This is a genomic window from Streptomyces sp. YGL11-2 (assembly GCF_050054615.1).
Classification (GTDB): domain Bacteria; phylum Actinomycetota; class Actinomycetes; order Streptomycetales; family Streptomycetaceae; genus Streptomyces.
Genome location: NZ_JBNHIN010000029.1, coordinates 50,049 through 64,963, shown reverse-complemented (window position 1 = coordinate 64,963; position 14,915 = coordinate 50,049). Strand labels below are relative to the sequence as shown.

Below are 14,915 nucleotides of genomic sequence, written 5' to 3'. Positions count from 1 at the left end.
CGCCCGCGGACATCCCTAAACTCTTTGCAGCGACTCTCAGCAGCGACTCTCAGCAGTGCGTCTCTGCAGCGACTCCTTGCGGCAACTCTCTGCAACGAGCTCTCCCGAAGTGTGGAAATACCGCCGGCCACCACTCGCGACCCACCACCGCCTGACCGCTCACCCCGGCCGCCGGTCCCACCCCCTGCGAGCCCCCGACCGAACGGGAGGACGGCGCACCATGGACTGGAAGCTGGAGCTGGTACCGATTCCGGTCAGCGATGTGGAACGGGCGAAGCGCTTCTACAGCGAGCGGGTGGGGTTCGTCGTCGACCACGACATCTCGCTCGGCGACGGTGTGCGCATCGTGCAGCTGACCCCGCCGGGTTCCGGGTGCTCGATCGTCCTCGGTGCCGGCAGTGGTGTGGCCGGGGCGAGCCCCGGATCGGTGCAGGGTGTGCAACTGGTGGTGTCCGATGTGGCCGCGGCCCGGGGCGAGTTGATCGCGCGCGGGGTGGCGGTCGGGCCCGTGCAGCACGTGGAGAACGGGGAGATGGCCGACGGGCCCGGCGGGGCGTGGAACTCGTTCGTCTACTTCCGTGACCCCGACGGTAACGGCTGGGCGGTGCAGCAGCGGCCCGCCGAAGGGGGCGCGTGAGGGGCCGCGCCCCTACAGGTCCTGCGCCCCTACAGGCCCTGCGCGGCCATCCAGTCCGGGTCGGCGTCGATGGTCTGGAGTACCTCGATCAGGGTTCCTTCCGGGGCCCACACGTTGAAGCGGCGCTGACCCCAGGGTTCGTCCCGCAGGGGTTCGGCGATGGGGACGCCCTTGGCGCGCAGTGCGGCCTCCTCGGCGGCGGCATCCGCCACCAGGAACCCCAGCAGTACGCCGCCGGTCTCCTGTGCGCGGAACCGCTCGGGCATGGACTCGTGGCCGCGCACCATGAAGTCCAGTGCGAAGTCGGGGTGTTGGGGGTGCTGAAGGCTGGCGTACCAGCCGAGGTCGACCAGCGGCTCGAAGTCGAAGTGGTCGATGTAGAAGCGGACGCTGGCGGTGAGGTCGTCGGTGAGCAGGGCGGTGCCGAGTTTGGTGAAACGCATGGGGGTCCCCTCCGCAATGGAAGCCGCACGATTGCAACCACTCCAGTTGTAGTACTCTGACTGTAGTGGTTGCAAGTCCTTTGGCGTGGCAAAGTTTCCGGAAGGGGAAAGAGGAGGTCCGCATGGTGCGAAACCCGGAGCGGCGTACGGCGCTGCTGGACGCCGCGATCGACGTGCTGGCGCGGGACGGGGCGCGGGGGCTGACCTTCCGTGCTGTCGACGCGGAAGCGGCGGTGCCGGTGGGCACCGCCTCCAACTACTTCGCCAGCAGGGACGATCTGCTGGCCCAGGTCACCGGGCAGATCCACCAGCGGATCGCGCCCGATCCGGCCGAGGTGACCGCGGTGATGCAGGCGCCGCCGACCCGGGCGCTGGTCGCCGAGCTGATGCGCTGGATCAACCGCCGGGTCGCCGAGAACCGCACCGGATACCTGGCGATGCTGGAACTGCGGCTGGAGGCGACCCGGCGGCCGGAGCTGCGGACGGCGCTGACCCAGGTCATCCGCGAGACGCTGGACGACGACATCCGCTTCCACCTGGAGGGCGGACTGCCGGGCGACCGTACCGCCGTGGTTCTGATCTATCTCGCGATGACCGGACTGATGCTGGAGCAGCTCACGCTGCCCGGGGTGGTGCCGGAGGGGGAGACCGACGGGCTGATCGCGGCGCTGGTCGACCGCACTATCGGGCCCGACTAGGGCCCCGTCAGGCGACGTTCGCCTCCTCGGGCTCCAGGCGCCACGTCGATCGACAGCCTGATGTGTGATCGACACCATCAGAGCGCGCGCAGCTGAGGCTGCCGGCGCTGTAGCTGTTGCGCGTCGGACGCTTCGTGCGTCTCTCGCGCGCGACCGAAGGGACCGCGCGCACCGCTGCGGACCAGTTGCGCCCGCCGCCGGGGGCCGCGGCGGTCCAGGCCACGTACGGTCGCCGTCGCGGCTGCGTGGGGGTTTGGCACCGCGACATGCGGCCGTGAGCGTTGGCTGAGCATGCCCCGCGCAGGGCGGTGCGGAGAGGCTCGGGGCTGGAACCGACACCGGGCGACGTCACCGCGATGGCCCGCGCCGACCGGCAGAACCGTCCGACCGCGGTGAGGATGGGCGGGACAAAAGGGGGGAACCGAAAGGATCTGATCATGTTCCGCTCGACTGCCACGGTACTGGCCGCTACCGCCCTCACCGGCCTCCTGGGCGCCGGTATAGCCAACGCCGCGCCCGACCAGTCCCAGGCCCCTGCGGTCACCCAGCAAGCGCAAGGCGGCGGCCACGGCGGTGGTCACGGCTGCGGCCACGGCCACGGCGGCGGCGTCGGTGTAGGCGGTGTCGGCGACGGCGCCCGTGACGTCGGCGTCGGCGTCGGCGGCGTCGACGCCTGCGCCACCGTCGGTGTCGGCGGCCTCGGCCGCAACGGCAACGAAGGCGTCGGCGTCGGCGGCCTGTGAGGTTCTCGCAGCCGTTCCCTCCCGGCACCCGCTTCGTGCGGGGGCCGGGAGATCGCGGCCGACGGCAGGCGCAGGAACCCGGCCCGGCCGTACCGAAGAATGGGCTTCGACTCCGCTCCTGCCCGGCTTGTGAAGCTGAAGCCGTGGTCCTTCCGCCGGATCGCGAGCCGGCCGGTCTGGGATGACCTGCCCCAATCGACCGCCACGCTGACGGGATGGCGGAACGCGTGCGGGAGATCGACAACGTTGAGGGCAGACGGCTACTGCGGCACTAGGCGGCGTACGGGCGCACCGTGCGCGCTTCCCTGAGGGCCACCGCCCACCAGGTCAGCTGGCGGAGCAGGGCGTCGGCGGCCTGGGCCGCGGGCGCCGGGTCGCGCAGCTGCCCCGCCTCGTCGAAGGGCTTGGCGGTGAGCACGAAGCTGACCGTCTCGCGGACCGTTGTGGCGTGCAACTCGGCGAAGATCAGGCGCAGTTGCTCGACCGCACGGAGGCCACCGGAGATCCCGCCGTACGAGACGAAGCCGACCGGCTTGGCCCGCCACTGCGCGTACAGCAGGTCGATGGCGTGCTTGAGCGGCGCCGGGAAGGAGTGGTTGTACTCCGGGGTGATCACCACGTAGGCGTCCGCCAGCTCGACGCGCTTCGCGAAGGTCTCGAACTCCTCGCTGCCGGGCCGGAGTTCGTAGGGGCGGACGTCGTCCAGGTCGATGACGTCGAGGTCGATCTCCGGGTGGGTCGAAGCGTGCCGGGTGAACCAGTTCGCGATGACCGGGGCGAACCGGCCTTCCCGGGTGCTGCCGACGATGACGGCGAGGGTGTAGCGGGGCGCGGACATGCGGGGCCCTTCGTCATGGATGGATGGAGGCACACGGCGCTGTCGCCGCGTCACGCCCAGACGTTAAAACCCCAACTGGACTTGAGGTCAAGGGCGGGGGTGCGGCACCCCCGCCCCGCCCTCACTCCGCGCCGAACAGCTCCAGCAACTCCGTCTTCTGGAACATCCGGGCCGTCTCGATCGCCGACGGCGTCCCGGCCGCCGGGTCCGCACCGTGCGCCAGCAGGACCTTGACGACCTCGTCCTCCCCCTTGAACACCGCACCGGCGATGGGGGTTTGCCCCCGGTCGTTGACCCGGTTGGCATCGCCGCCGCGCTGCAACAGGGCCTCCAGGGTGGCGGCGTGACCGTGGTACGCGGCGAGCATCACGAGGGAGTCGCCCTTGTCGTTCGTCAGGTTGGCGGGCACGCCCGCGTCCACGTACGCGGCGACGGTATCGGTGTCACCGTGCCGCACCAGGTCGAACACCTTGGCCGCGAGTTGCAGCACCTCGGGGTCATGCGCGTGCTCGATCGCCTCGGGCCCCTGCGGCTCGGTATTCGCGTCGCTCATGGTCGCCGGCCTCCTGCTGTGGTGGATGGTGCGCTGTCTCATCGCCACTTTATGCAGGTCACCATTGCTGCGGCAGCGGTGACGCAACGCCGTTTGCGCACAGCACACGGACGCCGTCCGGCACCGTCGGTCGGAGCCACGTCGGACGGTCGGCAACGGCGCAGGGCCGGAGGGAGGTACCGGAGTGCGCCCGCAGGACCTGGAGCGAACGCCGGGGCATTCGTCATCTGACTGACCAGATGCGCCCGCGCCGTGGGGGTCCCCCGGCTACCGCTGGGGGCCCCACCCGGCCGAAGGCTGGGGGAGAACTCCGGTGCAGCCCTCCGGCCCCCACCCACCGGACAGCAACCGCAACGAGGCCAGCCCCCACCCACCGGACAGAACCCGCAACGAGGCCCGCCCCACCCACAGGGCGAGCCCCCGGCGAACCTCAGAACGCCGCGCGAATCTCCCCCACGCGGACGCCGCCGCCATGCAGCGGCACGTCCTCGATGCGCGACAGCACCGGATCGTCGATCCCCAGGTGGCGCAGCACGCGGGCCAGAACCGGCCCCAGCGTGCGCGTGGCACCGTCGTCGATCTTGAACGCGAGAGCCCGCCCATCGGGCAGCGCCAGCGCCTGGACGGCCTCGGCGCCCATCTTGGAGAGGGTGCCCGGCAGCGCCCGCATCAGCCAGGTGTCGGGCCGCCGCGTCCCCGCGACGTACTCGGGGTGGGCCCGCATCGCGTCGGCGACCCGGCGCTCCGGCGTCCCCGGCTCCGCGCACACGAAGTACCGGTACGAGCGCGCCAGACCGGTGAGCGACAGCGACATCAGGGGCGCCCCGCACCCGTCGGTGCCGATGTGCGCGACATCCTCGCCACCGGCCGTGCGCACCACGTCGAGGATCAGCTGCTGGAGCGGGTGCCCCTGCTCCAGGTACGTGTCCAGTGGCCAGCCGTTCAGCGCGCACGCGGCGAGCATCGCGGTGTGCTTGCCGGAGCAGTTCATCGTGAGCCGGTCGCGGACGTTCCCGGCCGCGAGGTAGCGCTCCGCCTCCTCCGGATCCAGCGGCAGGTCCGGCGGTGTCTGGAGGTGCTCGGCGGTGAGGTCGTACTCGGCCAGCATGGTGCGCACGAGATCGAGATGGAACGTTTCGCCGGAGTGGCTCGCGGCGGCCAGCGCGAGCCGCTCACCGGAGAGGTCGAGCCCCGCGCGCAGGATGGCCGCGGCCTGCATGGGCTTGTTCGTGGAGCGCGGGAAGACGGGCGCGGTGACATCGCCGAGGGCCCAGTCCACGCTGCCGTCGGCCGCCAGCACCACCAGAGAGCCGCGGTGCCGCCCCTCGACGAAGCCGGAGCGGAACACCTCGGCGAGCACGGGAGACGGCATCGACGAAACGGCCGGCACCGACGGGACCGACGAAACGGCCGGCGCCGTCTCCGGCGAGGCCGACGGCTCGGGTATCGGGGTGGGCGAGGGCGAGGTCATCGGCGGCCTTCCGGGGACATGACCCGCGCCCCGGAGGCTTCTGGCCCGGTCAGGACAGCAGGTCGTCGACTTGCGCTTCTCCTTCACGGTACCTGCGGGCGATTTCGGCACTGCAATCGTCGGTCGTGCGCTGCAGGGACTGACGGCGCTGCGAGATCTGCCGCTCGTAGCGGATCAGCCGCCCCATGGCGTCGTGCAGCTCGTCGTCCGTACGGGCCGTGAGGTCCGACAGCTCGACCTCGCCGAGCATCTCGTCCGCCAGCCGTCGGTACTCCTCGCTGTGCGGGGTGCCGAGCGTCACATGCCGGGCGGACGAGCGCTGCCGCGACGGGACGTCCGTGAGGATCTCCGGGAGCCGGTCGAGGACCGGCGAGTGCGGCGCCGTACGGCGGGCGATCTCCGCCCGGAGGATGTCGATCCGGCCCTGGAGCAGCCGCCGCAGATAGCTGAGGTCGGCCTCCTCCTGCTGGGAGTCGCGGCGCACGACGCGGAGCTCGGGCAGGCCCAGGCCGGACAGCTCCGGGGTGTCGGCCGGCCGGAGGCGGTCGCGCTGCTGCGGAGGGCGGGGGGTCTTCGCCTGGCCTGCCTGGAGCATGGGGCCATCCTTGGTGCGGGCGGGCTCGCCGCGAGCGGGCGCCGGGGTCGTGGTGGTGGTCGGGGCGGTCGGGGTCTCCGGGGTGGTCGGTCTCGAACGGCCGGACGGCGGGGTGGCGTCGCCGGGCGCCGTACGGCCGGAGGATGGCGTGGGGCCGCCGGGAGTCGTACGGGCGGGTGGTACGGGGCCGGGTGTCTGTCCGGCGCCGATGGTGCTCATGAATCGTTCCGTCCCCTCGTCCGGTGCCGCATCCAGGGCATGTTGTCCGTGAAACGCACCGCGTGCACGCATCGTGCCACTCTGCGAGGTCCATGTGCAGGGCCATGGCACCCGAACGGCCCTTGTGGGGGTACCAGTCCCGCAGGCCCCGGGCCGCCCGGCATGATGGCGGGTATGCGAGCTGTGGTGCAGAGAGTGGATGGCGCACGCGTCGTGGTGGCGGGCGAGACGGTCGGGGAGATCGTCGGAGAAGGGCTGTGCGTGCTGGTGGGGGTCACTCATGACGACACCCCGGAGAAGGCCGCGCAGCTCGCCCGGAAGCTGTGGTCGGTGCGGATTCTCCAGGGGGAGAAGTCGTGTTCGGACAATGGGGCGCCGCTACTGGTGATCAGCCAGTTCACTCTCTACGGTGACGCCCGCAAGGGCCGTCGCCCCACCTGGAACGCCGCCGCTCCCGGGCCGGTCGCCGAACCGCTGGTCGACGAGGTCGTGGCGCGGCTGCGGGCGCTCGGGGCACAGGTGGAGACCGGGCGGTTCGGCGCGGACATGAAGGTGTCGCTGACCAACGACGGGCCGTTCACAGTGCTGTTGGAGGTCTAGGGTCCGTCCGACCCTGGCCCATCGGGCCGAGCCCAGAGCCTGTCCCATGGGGCAGACCCCAGTGCCCGCCCCATGGGACAGGCACTGGACGGACGGACAGACCCTGGACCCACCCGCGCGCGCCGACCGCTACGGCTCGACGACGACCTCCTGGGCCGCCGCGGTGTCGCCCGCCATCAGCCGGGCGTCGGTCGGTACGTTGCGCTTGACCAGCGCGAGCGCGATCGGGCCGAGTTCGTGGTGGCGGGCCGAGGTGGTGATGAAGCCGAGCTGGCGGCCCTCCTCACCGTCCGCGGCCAGCCGTACGGGCGTGCCGTGCGGCGGGAGATGGACCTCGCTGCCGTCCAGGTGGAGGAAGACCAGCCGGCGCGGCGGCTTGCCGAGGTTCTGGACGCGGGCGACGGTCTCCTGACCGCGGTAGCAGCCCTTCTGGAGGTGCACGGCGACGCCGATCCAGCCCAGCTCGTGCGGGATGGTGCGGTGGTCGGTCTCCAGGCCCAGCCGCGGGCGGTGGGCCTCGACGCGCAGCGCCTCCATGGCCAGGATGCCGATCGCCGGGCCGTTGGCGGCGGCGAACGACTCCAGCTGCTCGCGGGGCAGGAAGAGGTCGCGGCCGTGCGGGGTCTCGCGGACGACGGTGCCTTCGGGGGCGTCGGTGATGGAGCCGGCCGGCAGGTGCACCACGGCGATATCGCCGGTGCGGTCGGCGATCTCGACGCGGTAGAAGAACTTCATGCTCTCCAGGTAGGCGAGCAGCGCCTCCTGGTCGCCGGGCTCGGTGTGCATCCAGGTCGTCTCGCCGTCGTCGACCAGGTAGAGCGCGTGCTCGATGTGGCCGTGCGCGGAGAGGATCAGCGCCTCGGTGGCCTGGCCGGCCGGCAGGTCGCTGACGTGCTGGGTGAGCAGCAGGTGCAGCCAGCTCAGCCGCTCGGGGCCGGAGACGGTGACCACGCCGCGGTGCGAGAGGTCCACGAAGCCGGAGCCGTCGGCGAGCGCACGTTGCTCCCGGAAGAGGTCGCCGTAGTGCGCGGCGACGCCTTCGTCGGGGGCCTCGGCGGGGACGGCGCCGGGCAGCGACAGCAGCGGGCTGGCGGATGAATGTCGCAGCATGGGGCCAGCCTACGACCAGGGGGTGCGGGCGCTAGCTGTCGCCCTGGGTGGGCCGGGCCCCCGGGGCGGACTGCGCCGGCCGGGCACCCTGGGCGGGCCGGGCCGCCTTGGCCGCGCAGCCCTTGCACCGTCCGAAGATCGCGAAGTGCTTCATGTCCGTCTCGAAGCCGAACTGCTTGCGGAGCGTGGCGGCGAACGGCTCGGCGACCGAGAGGTCGGCCTCGATGACGTCGGTGCAGTCCCGGCACACCAGGTGGATGTGGTGGTGCCGGTCGGCGAGGTGGTACGTCGGCGCGCCGTGCCCGAGGTGGGCGTGGCTGACCAGGTCCAGCTCCTCCAGCAGCTCCAGGGTGCGGTAGACGGTGGAGATGTTGATGCCGCCCGCGGTCTTGCGCACCTCGTTGAGGATGTCGTCGGGGGTGGCGTGCTCCAGTCTGTCCACCGCCTCCAGCACCAGTTGCCGCTGCGGGGTCAGGCGGTATCCGCGCCTGCGGAGGTCGCTCTGCCAGTCGGTGGTCACCACACGGCCAGTGTAGGAGGGCGGTCAGTCCGTGTGCACGCCCCGCAGATAGCGGGCGAGGTCGCTGATGGCGGTGGGGTTGCGGGGGCTCTCGACGAGGTCGGCGTAGTCCATGACGTAGATCCGGTGGTGCCTGATCGCGGAGACGTTCGCGAGCGGGGCGTAGGACTCCAGGAACGCCTTCTTCTGCGCGGCGGAGGTCTCGCCGTAGTTGTTGACGACGATGACGTCGGGGTCGCGGGCGACGACGGTCTCCCAGCCGACGGTGGTCCACGAGTCGTTGAGGTCCTTCATGACGTGGTCGCCGCCGGCCTTGGTGATGATGTCGTGCGGTCCGGCGTACCTGCCGGCGGTCAGCGGCTTGTCGCGGCCGTCGTCGTAGAGGAAGACGGAGGGGCGGTCGGCGGGGGCGGGGGCCTTCGCGGCGGCCTCGGCGACCTGCGCCCGGTACCGCGCGATCAGGGCGTCGGCGCGGTCCTCCACGTGGAAGAGCCTGCCGAGCGCCGCCAGGTCGGTGTAGAGCGCCTCCAGGGGCGGCAGCACCCCACGGGCGCTTGCGGCGGGGCCCTTGCGGCAGGACTCGGTCAGGACGTAGCTGTCGATGCCGACCTTCTTGAGGGCGGCGGGGGTGAGGCCGTTGCCCTCGCCGAAGCCGTAGTTCCAGCCGGCGAAGACCAGGTCGGCCCTGGCGTCCAGGGCCATCTCCTTGGTGATGGCCTTCTTGGACAGCCAGGGGACCTTGTCGTACGCGGCCTTCCACGGGACGGCGCTGAGATCGCCCTTGTCGTCGGGCATGACGTAGCCGGCCATCCGGTCCTCCAGGCCGAGCGCGAACATGATCTCGGTGATGCCGACGTCGTTGGTGACGACCCGGCGCGGCGCGCGGGAATAGGTCGTCCGCGTACCGCAGTTGGTGAGGGTGACGGGGTGGTCGTCCGAGGTGCGGTGGGTTGCGGCGCCGGTGTCGGGGGCCACGTGCGCCCCGCAGCCGGTGAGCGCGAGGGCGAGGACGGCGAGCAGGGCGGCGGGGCGGCGGACGTGCATGGCGCTCCTCATGACGGGGGCGGGGACGGGGGCGTGTCCAGGCGGTCGAACAGCAGCTGGAGCGCGCCCGATTCGGGATGGCGTACGCGATGGGCGCGCACGCCGAACACGTCGGCCAGCAGCTCCGGCGTGAGGACGTCGTACGGCGTTCCGGAGGCGGCGATCCGCCCGCCGGCGATGACGTGGAGCTCGTCGCAGTGCACGGCGGCCAGGTTGAGGTCGTGCAGCGCGGTCAGCACGGTCGGCCGTTCCGCGGGCTCGGTCGGGGAGCCACCGCCGCCGCGGACGAGCGCCAGGATCTCCAACTGCTGGGCGATGTCGAGGTGGTTGGTGGGTTCGTCGAGGACGAGCACCCGCGGTTCCTGGGCGAGCGCACGGGCGATCAGCACCCGCTGCTTCTCGCCGCCGGAGAGGCTGAGGAAGCCGCGGTCCGCCAGGTGGGCCGCGCCGACCCGGGACAGCGCACGTGCGCAGATCCCGGTGTCCGCGGCGCTCGCCCGGCCCGAGCCGCGCTGGTGCGGCAGCCGTCCCATCGCGACGACCTCGGCTGCGGTGAAGTCGAAGTCGGTGCCTGCCTCTTGGGGGAGCGCGGCCAGCAGCCGGGCGCCCTCGCGGGCGGTCATGGCGTGCAGATCGCGGCCGTCCAGCCGTACGGTCCCGGCCGTCGGGCGCAGCGCCCGGTAGACGCAGCGCAACAGGGTCGACTTCCCGCTGCCGTTGGGGCCGACGAGCCCGATGAGCCGGCCGCTGGCGGCGCTGAGCGTGATGTCGTGGACCAGGCGCCGCCCGGCCACCTCCACGGACAGGCCGGTGATGTCGATCCGCATCAGGCGCCGCCTCCGAAGGAGTAGCCGCGCCGCCGCATCAGCAGCACGAAGCAGGGCACGCCGATGACGGCGGTGATGACGCCGACGGGCAGTTCCACGGGCGCCAGCAGCACCCGCGAGAGCAGGTCGACCCACACCAGCAGCACCGCGCCGAGCAGCGGGGCGACGGCCAGCACCCGGCGGTGGTCGGCGCCGACCAGCATCCGGGCCACATGCGGCACCATCAGCCCGACGAAGCCGATCGCGCCGCTGACCGCGACCACCGCGCCGGTGACCGCGGCGGCCACCACGAACAGTTCGCGGCGCAGCCGCCCGGCGTCCACGCCCAGGGCGGCGGCGGTCTCGTCGCCCATGGCCAGCGCGTTCAGCCGGCCCGCGGAGAGCGAGAGGTGGGCCAGTGCCGCGGCGAGGGCGACCGCGGCGATCGGCACCGAGCCCCAGCCGGCCCCGCTCAGGCTGCCGAGCAGCCACATCATCGCCGAGCGGGCCGCCTCGCCGCGGTCGGCGGTGAACACCATCAGCGTGGTGATCGCGGAGAAGCCGTAGTACATCGCGGTGCCGGTGAGCACCAGCCGCAGCGGGGTCAGCCCGTGGGCCGTACGGGCGGCGGCGTAGACCAGGGCCATGGCGACCAGCGCGGAGACGAAGGCCGACACGGACAGCGCCCAGACGCCGAGTGCGGCCAGCGCCCCGAAGAGGAGGACGGCGTTGGCGCCGACCGCCGCGCCGGAGGAGATGCCGAGGACGAAGGGGTCGGCGAGGGCGTTGCGGACCAGTGCCTGGACGGCGACGCCGATGGCGGCGAGGCCGGCGCCGACGACGGCGGCGAGCACGGCACGGGGGAAGCGCAGCTCCCAGACGATGGTGTACGCGGCGACCTCGTCGGGCCGGATGGTGCCGCCGGTCAGCCCGGCGCCCAGGTAGCGCAGGACCTGCGGCCAGCCGACGCCGGCCGCGCCGAGGCCGACCCCGCAGAGGACGGAGCCGAGGAGGACGACGACGAGGGCGGCCACCAGAGGGGTGGTACGGGCGGGTGGTGCCAAGGGGCGCACGCTTCCGGCTCGGGCCGTGCGTACGGAAGACCCGTACGGGAAGGAGCGGCGGCCCGGAGCGCGAGGCGGGGCGGCGTCCCCTCGCAGTCCACGGCGAGTTGTCAGGATCCTGCGCCGCCGCGGGCGATCGGGCTTGCGGAAGGGGCTTCCGTTTACCGTTGCGGGTCAGCGCCGGATTCTCACCGGACTTCCCCCGCGGGGCGCGTCAAACAGGGTGGTGCCGGTCAGCCCTCGTAGGGCGTGCCGTCGGGGCGGAAGAAGGAGACCCCGTCCGGCAGGTCGTCGGGCAGGCTCTCGGCCCACTCCTGGAGGCCGGTGACCTTCTTGAGGTGCGCGGACATGTACGGGCGCAGCGGCACGTCCGGGGTGGCCTTCTCGCCGACCCACATCAGGTCGCTGTTGACGTAGCCGTAGAGCCGCTTGCCGCCGCTGTACGGGCCGGCGGCGGCGGTGCGCGCGACGGCGTCGGTGGCCAGGTCGATCTGCGGCTTCTTGTCGGCGAGCTCGCCGTACCAGACCTCGGCCACGCCCTGGTCGCGGATCATCACGACCTCGACCTTGCGGTCCGCGTCGATGCGCCAGAAGCCGGTCTCGCTCTCCAGGGGGCGGACCTTCTTGCCCTCGCTGTCGAGCACCCAGCTGTGCGAGGTGTATTCGAGGAAGTCGCGGCCGTCGTGGGTGAAGATGACCTCCTGGCCGAAGTTGCACTTCTCGGCGCCGGGGAAGTCGGAGACGCCTGCGCCCTCCCAGCGACCGAGGAGGAAGACCAGCGGCACGAGGGACGGGTTCAGGTCGGACGGGATCTCGATCATCAGCTCAGGCGATCTAGTAGGGGATCGGCAGGAGCGCGCGGGGCGCTCCCATGAAGGGCGGGGTGGCCGGTCGGTCAGCGCTGGCCCTGGTACAGCTTCTTCCAGGTCAGGCCGGCGAAGGCGATCACGCCGACGGCGACCAGGACGAGCAGGGTGGTGAAGACTGCCTCAAGCACGAGCGCGCTCCTTGGGCGGAGTGACGTAATACGGACCGCCTGCGAGTCTAGTCGGCGCCGCTGACGGCGGCGCTGTGAGGTCCACCGCGCCGCGGTGCGGCCCGGCGACCGGCTCGCCCCTACTCTTTCCCCATGGCGAAGAAGCTCGTGATCAAGGTGACGGCGGGTGCGGACGCGCCCGAGCGGTGCTCGCAGGCGTTCACGGTGGCGGCGGTGGCGGTGGCCAGCGGTGTCGAGGTGTCGCTGTGGCTGACCGGGGAGTCGGTGTGGTTCGCGCTGCCGGGGAGGGCGGCGGAGTTCGAGCTGCCGCACGCCGCGCCGCTGCCGGAGCTGATCGACGGGATCCGGGCGGGCGGCGGGGCGATCACCGTCTGCACGCAGTGCGCGGCCCGGCGCGGCATCGAGCAGAAGGACCTGATCGAGGGGGCGGGGATCTCGGGCGCCCAGGTCTTCGTCAGCGAGATCATGCCGGATGGCGTCCAGGCGCTGGTCTACTGAGCCGGTCGCCGGTCGCCGGTCGCCGGTCTGCCGGGCCTGCGCCCGGCCCGGCGTCCAGCGCCGCCGCACCTACTGCTGCCGGCGCTGCTGGTCGTCCCGGTCGTCCAGCTCGCGCCACCAGCGGTCGGACTCCGCGTCGCCGCACTCGTCCCACCAGCGCTCGCCGGGCTCCCGGCGGTTGCCGACGACCGCGGCGACGGGCGGGATGACCATGGCGACCAGGCACATCGCCACCGCGGCCGGCACCGACCACAGCCGCACCACGCTCCAGGCCAGCACGAACAGCACCAGGCAGACGCCCATCATCACGAAGTACCTGCGATGGCGGCGCTGCGGTGCGCTCAGCGGGTGGTGCGCATGCGCGTACATACGTCCACGGTAAGTCCGCGGCGGCCCGGAATGAAGCCCGGGAAGCCCGGCAAGCCGGGGAAGCCCGCGAAGCCGTCCGGGAACCCGTCCCGGGACGGCGCGGAGGGCCGCACCCCCAGCCAAGGCGTCCAAACCCCTGGGGTGCGGCCCTCCGGCCGTGCGGATCCGTGGACCGGATCCGCACTCGCGTGCCGTCAGACGGCGATGGCGACCTCCGCCAGTCCGCCCTTCTGGGCGACGACCTTACGGTCCGCGGTGCCGCCCGGGACGAGGGCCCGCACGGTCCACGTGCCCTCGGCCGCGTAGAAGCGGAACTGTCCGGTCGCGGAGGTGGGGACCTCGGCGGTGAACTCGCCGGTGCTGTCCAGGAGTCGGACGTAACCGGTGACGGGCTCGCCGTCGCGGGTCACGCTGCCCTGGATCGTGGTCTCACCGGGCTTGATCGTCGAGGCGTCGGGGCCGCCGGCCTGTGCTCCACACATAGGGGTACTTCCTTGAGGGGTAGGGAGAAAGCTCTCGGTTACTTGTTGGCGCCGAGCTCGATCGGGACGCCGACCAGCGAGCCGTACTCGGTCCAGGAGCCGTCGTAGTTCTTGACGTTGCTCTGGCCGAGCAGCTCGTGCAGCACGAACCAGGTGAGCGCGGACCGCTCACCGATGCGGCAGTAGGCGATGGTGTCCTTCGCGAGGTCGACGGACTCCTCCTCGTAGAGGGCCTTCAGCTCCTCGTCGGACTTGAAGGTGCCGTCGTCGTTGGCGTTCTTCGACCACGGGATGTTGCGGGCGCTGGGCACGTGGCCGGGGCGCTGCGACTGCTCCTGCGGGAGGTGGGCGGGGGCGAGCAGCTTGCCGCTGAACTCGTCGGGCGAGCGGACGTCGACCAGGTTCTTGGCGCCGATCGCGGCGACCACGTCGTCACGGAAGGCGCGGATCGAGGTGTCCTGGGCCTTGGCCTGGTACTCGGTGGCGGGGCGCTTGGGCACCTGCGCGCCGTCGACCAGGTCGCGGGAGTCCAGCTCCCACTTCTTGCGTCCGCCGTCGAGCAGCTTGACGCTGTCGTGGCCGTAGAGCTTGAAGTACCAGTAGGCGTAGGACGCGAACCAGTTGTTGTTGCCGCCGTAGAGGATGACGGTGTCGTCGTTGGCGATGCCCTTCGCGGACAGCAGCTTCTCGAAGCCGGCCTGGTCCACGAAGTCGCGGCGCACCGGGTCCTGGAGGTCCTGCTTCCAGTCGATCCGGACGGCGTTCTTGATGTGGTTCTTCTCGTAGGCCGAGGTGTCCTCGTCGACCTCGACGATGACGACCTTGGGGTCGTCGATGTGGGCCTCGACCCAGTCGGCGTCTACGAGGACGTCGCTACGGCTCATGTTCTTCTCCTCCGGGGCAGTTGCGGGGGGCGGGTTTGAGGGGTGGGCACGGGTACTCCGAGGGAGCGCGGCGTGCCCGAAGGCACGCGGCACTGCGCGGGGGAACTCGTGAGGGGGACGGCCTCAGGGGGCGGGCCGTCCGGCTGACGACGGGAGCGGACGGCCCGTCAGACAGGGCGACAGAGCATGGCGGCGACACGGCACAGGTCGACTGCCCGCCGCTTCGTGAGTACCGCTTGTCCCCGTGGACGGAGACCGCTCAATGCGCTCTGCATGCCACCGATCGTAGGGACGGAGAGCCGGGCATGTCACCGGTGTGTCAAATGGCGAGACGTGATTGTCCG

20 protein-coding genes are annotated in these 14,915 nt (G+C 71.8%); 5 read left to right on the top strand and 15 right to left on the bottom strand.

The genetic code is table 11. From position 1 onward, the window contains the following. The first annotated feature begins 220 nt into the window (after positions 1–220). Entirely contained in the window at positions 221–637 is a 417-nt protein-coding gene (locus ACO1BR_RS28310; RefSeq protein ID WP_426797932.1) for a VOC family protein, read from the top strand. Positions 638–666: 29 nt separating this feature from the next. On the opposite strand, the gene ACO1BR_RS28305 is transcribed toward ACO1BR_RS28310, so the two are convergent. Then, positions 667–1,080: a VOC family protein gene (locus tag ACO1BR_RS28305; protein ID WP_426797931.1), complete on the bottom strand. Its 414-nt coding sequence runs from the start codon at positions 1,078–1,080 to the stop codon at positions 667–669. A gap of 122 nt (positions 1,081–1,202) precedes the next feature. On the opposite strand from ACO1BR_RS28305, the gene ACO1BR_RS28300 reads away from it, so the two are divergent. Both ACO1BR_RS28300 and ACO1BR_RS28295 read left to right on the top strand, forming a co-directional pair. Then, complete coding sequence (locus ACO1BR_RS28300; protein ID WP_426797930.1) at positions 1,203–1,778, top strand: TetR/AcrR family transcriptional regulator; 576 nt, start codon at positions 1,203–1,205, stop codon at positions 1,776–1,778. A 437-nt stretch (positions 1,779–2,215) separates the two neighbouring features. Beyond that, on the top strand, positions 2,216–2,521 hold the full coding sequence (locus tag ACO1BR_RS28295) for a hypothetical protein (RefSeq protein WP_426797929.1): 306 nt from the start codon (positions 2,216–2,218) through the stop codon (positions 2,519–2,521). 271 nt (positions 2,522–2,792) lie between these two features. On the opposite strand, the gene ACO1BR_RS28290 is transcribed toward ACO1BR_RS28295, so the two are convergent. From ACO1BR_RS28290 to ACO1BR_RS28275, 4 genes are all read right to left on the bottom strand, one after another. After that, positions 2,793–3,359, bottom strand: a complete 567-nt coding sequence (locus ACO1BR_RS28290; protein WP_426797928.1) for an NADPH-dependent FMN reductase — start codon at positions 3,357–3,359, stop codon at positions 2,793–2,795. Positions 3,360–3,480: 121 nt separating this feature from the next. Next, positions 3,481–3,912 carry an ankyrin repeat domain-containing protein gene (locus tag ACO1BR_RS28285; protein ID WP_426797927.1) on the bottom strand — a complete coding sequence of 144 codons (432 nt, stop codon included), beginning with the start codon at positions 3,910–3,912 and terminating at the stop codon, positions 3,481–3,483. Between the two features lie 430 nt (positions 3,913–4,342). Further along, positions 4,343–5,383 carry an asparaginase gene (locus ACO1BR_RS28280; protein WP_426797926.1) on the bottom strand — a complete coding sequence of 347 codons (1,041 nt, stop codon included), beginning with the start codon at positions 5,381–5,383 and terminating at the stop codon, positions 4,343–4,345. Between the two features lie 49 nt (positions 5,384–5,432). Further along, on the bottom strand, positions 5,433–6,197 hold the full coding sequence (locus ACO1BR_RS28275; RefSeq protein ID WP_426797925.1) for an ABC transporter substrate-binding protein: 765 nt from the start codon (positions 6,195–6,197) through the stop codon (positions 5,433–5,435). A gap of 174 nt (positions 6,198–6,371) precedes the next feature. Here ACO1BR_RS28275 and dtd point away from each other — a divergent pair, with 174 nt between their 5' ends. After that, positions 6,372–6,797: a D-aminoacyl-tRNA deacylase gene (gene dtd, locus ACO1BR_RS28270; protein WP_159508651.1), complete on the top strand. Its 426-nt coding sequence runs from the start codon at positions 6,372–6,374 to the stop codon at positions 6,795–6,797. Positions 6,798–6,926: 129 nt separating this feature from the next. Here the strand turns inward: dtd and ACO1BR_RS28265 are convergent, their stop codons facing one another. The 6 genes from ACO1BR_RS28265 to ACO1BR_RS28240 all read right to left on the bottom strand — a co-directional run bounded on the left by ACO1BR_RS28265 (position 6,927) and on the right by ACO1BR_RS28240 (position 12,162). Further along, positions 6,927–7,907, bottom strand: coding sequence for a YgfZ/GcvT domain-containing protein (locus ACO1BR_RS28265; protein WP_426797924.1), 981 nt, complete (start codon positions 7,905–7,907; stop codon positions 6,927–6,929). 31 nt (positions 7,908–7,938) lie between these two features. Beyond that, positions 7,939–8,430 (bottom strand): Fur family transcriptional regulator, encoded by a 492-nt coding sequence (locus tag ACO1BR_RS28260; protein WP_426797923.1) that lies wholly within the window; start codon positions 8,428–8,430, stop codon positions 7,939–7,941. A gap of 21 nt (positions 8,431–8,451) precedes the next feature. After that, positions 8,452–9,471, bottom strand: a complete 1,020-nt coding sequence (locus ACO1BR_RS28255; protein WP_426797922.1) for an ABC transporter substrate-binding protein — start codon at positions 9,469–9,471, stop codon at positions 8,452–8,454. 8 nt (positions 9,472–9,479) lie between these two features. Further along, entirely contained in the window at positions 9,480–10,298 is an 819-nt protein-coding gene (locus ACO1BR_RS28250; RefSeq protein WP_426797921.1) for an ABC transporter ATP-binding protein, read from the bottom strand. Then, positions 10,298–11,341 carry a FecCD family ABC transporter permease gene (locus tag ACO1BR_RS28245; RefSeq protein ID WP_426797920.1) on the bottom strand — a complete coding sequence of 348 codons (1,044 nt, stop codon included), beginning with the start codon at positions 11,339–11,341 and terminating at the stop codon, positions 10,298–10,300. Before ACO1BR_RS28245 ends, ACO1BR_RS28250 begins: the two co-directional genes overlap by 1 nt. Positions 11,342–11,574: 233 nt before the next feature. Continuing rightward, positions 11,575–12,162 carry an FABP family protein gene (locus ACO1BR_RS28240; protein WP_159508645.1) on the bottom strand — a complete coding sequence of 196 codons (588 nt, stop codon included), beginning with the start codon at positions 12,160–12,162 and terminating at the stop codon, positions 11,575–11,577. A 308-nt stretch (positions 12,163–12,470) separates the two neighbouring features. Here ACO1BR_RS28240 and ACO1BR_RS28235 point away from each other — a divergent pair, with 308 nt between their 5' ends. Continuing rightward, positions 12,471–12,836 carry a DsrE family protein gene (locus tag ACO1BR_RS28235; protein WP_426797919.1) on the top strand — a complete coding sequence of 122 codons (366 nt, stop codon included), beginning with the start codon at positions 12,471–12,473 and terminating at the stop codon, positions 12,834–12,836. A 69-nt stretch (positions 12,837–12,905) separates the two neighbouring features. On the opposite strand, the gene ACO1BR_RS28230 is transcribed toward ACO1BR_RS28235, so the two are convergent. The 4 genes from ACO1BR_RS28230 to ACO1BR_RS28215 all read right to left on the bottom strand — a co-directional run bounded on the left by ACO1BR_RS28230 (position 12,906) and on the right by ACO1BR_RS28215 (position 14,846). After that, positions 12,906–13,205, bottom strand: a complete 300-nt coding sequence (locus ACO1BR_RS28230; RefSeq protein WP_426797918.1) for a DUF3099 domain-containing protein — start codon at positions 13,203–13,205, stop codon at positions 12,906–12,908. Positions 13,206–13,399: 194 nt separating this feature from the next. Continuing rightward, a complete protein-coding gene (locus ACO1BR_RS28225; RefSeq protein ID WP_426797917.1) occupies positions 13,400–13,687 on the bottom strand; it encodes a DUF1416 domain-containing protein in 288 nt (95 codons plus the stop codon). Positions 13,688–13,725: 38 nt separating this feature from the next. Further along, a complete protein-coding gene (locus tag ACO1BR_RS28220; protein WP_159508641.1) occupies positions 13,726–14,571 on the bottom strand; it encodes a sulfurtransferase in 846 nt (281 codons plus the stop codon). A 167-nt stretch (positions 14,572–14,738) separates the two neighbouring features. After that, positions 14,739–14,846 carry an Ms5788A family Cys-rich leader peptide gene (locus ACO1BR_RS28215; protein ID WP_363152786.1) on the bottom strand — a complete coding sequence of 36 codons (108 nt, stop codon included), beginning with the start codon at positions 14,844–14,846 and terminating at the stop codon, positions 14,739–14,741. Positions 14,847–14,915 lie beyond the last annotated feature (69 nt).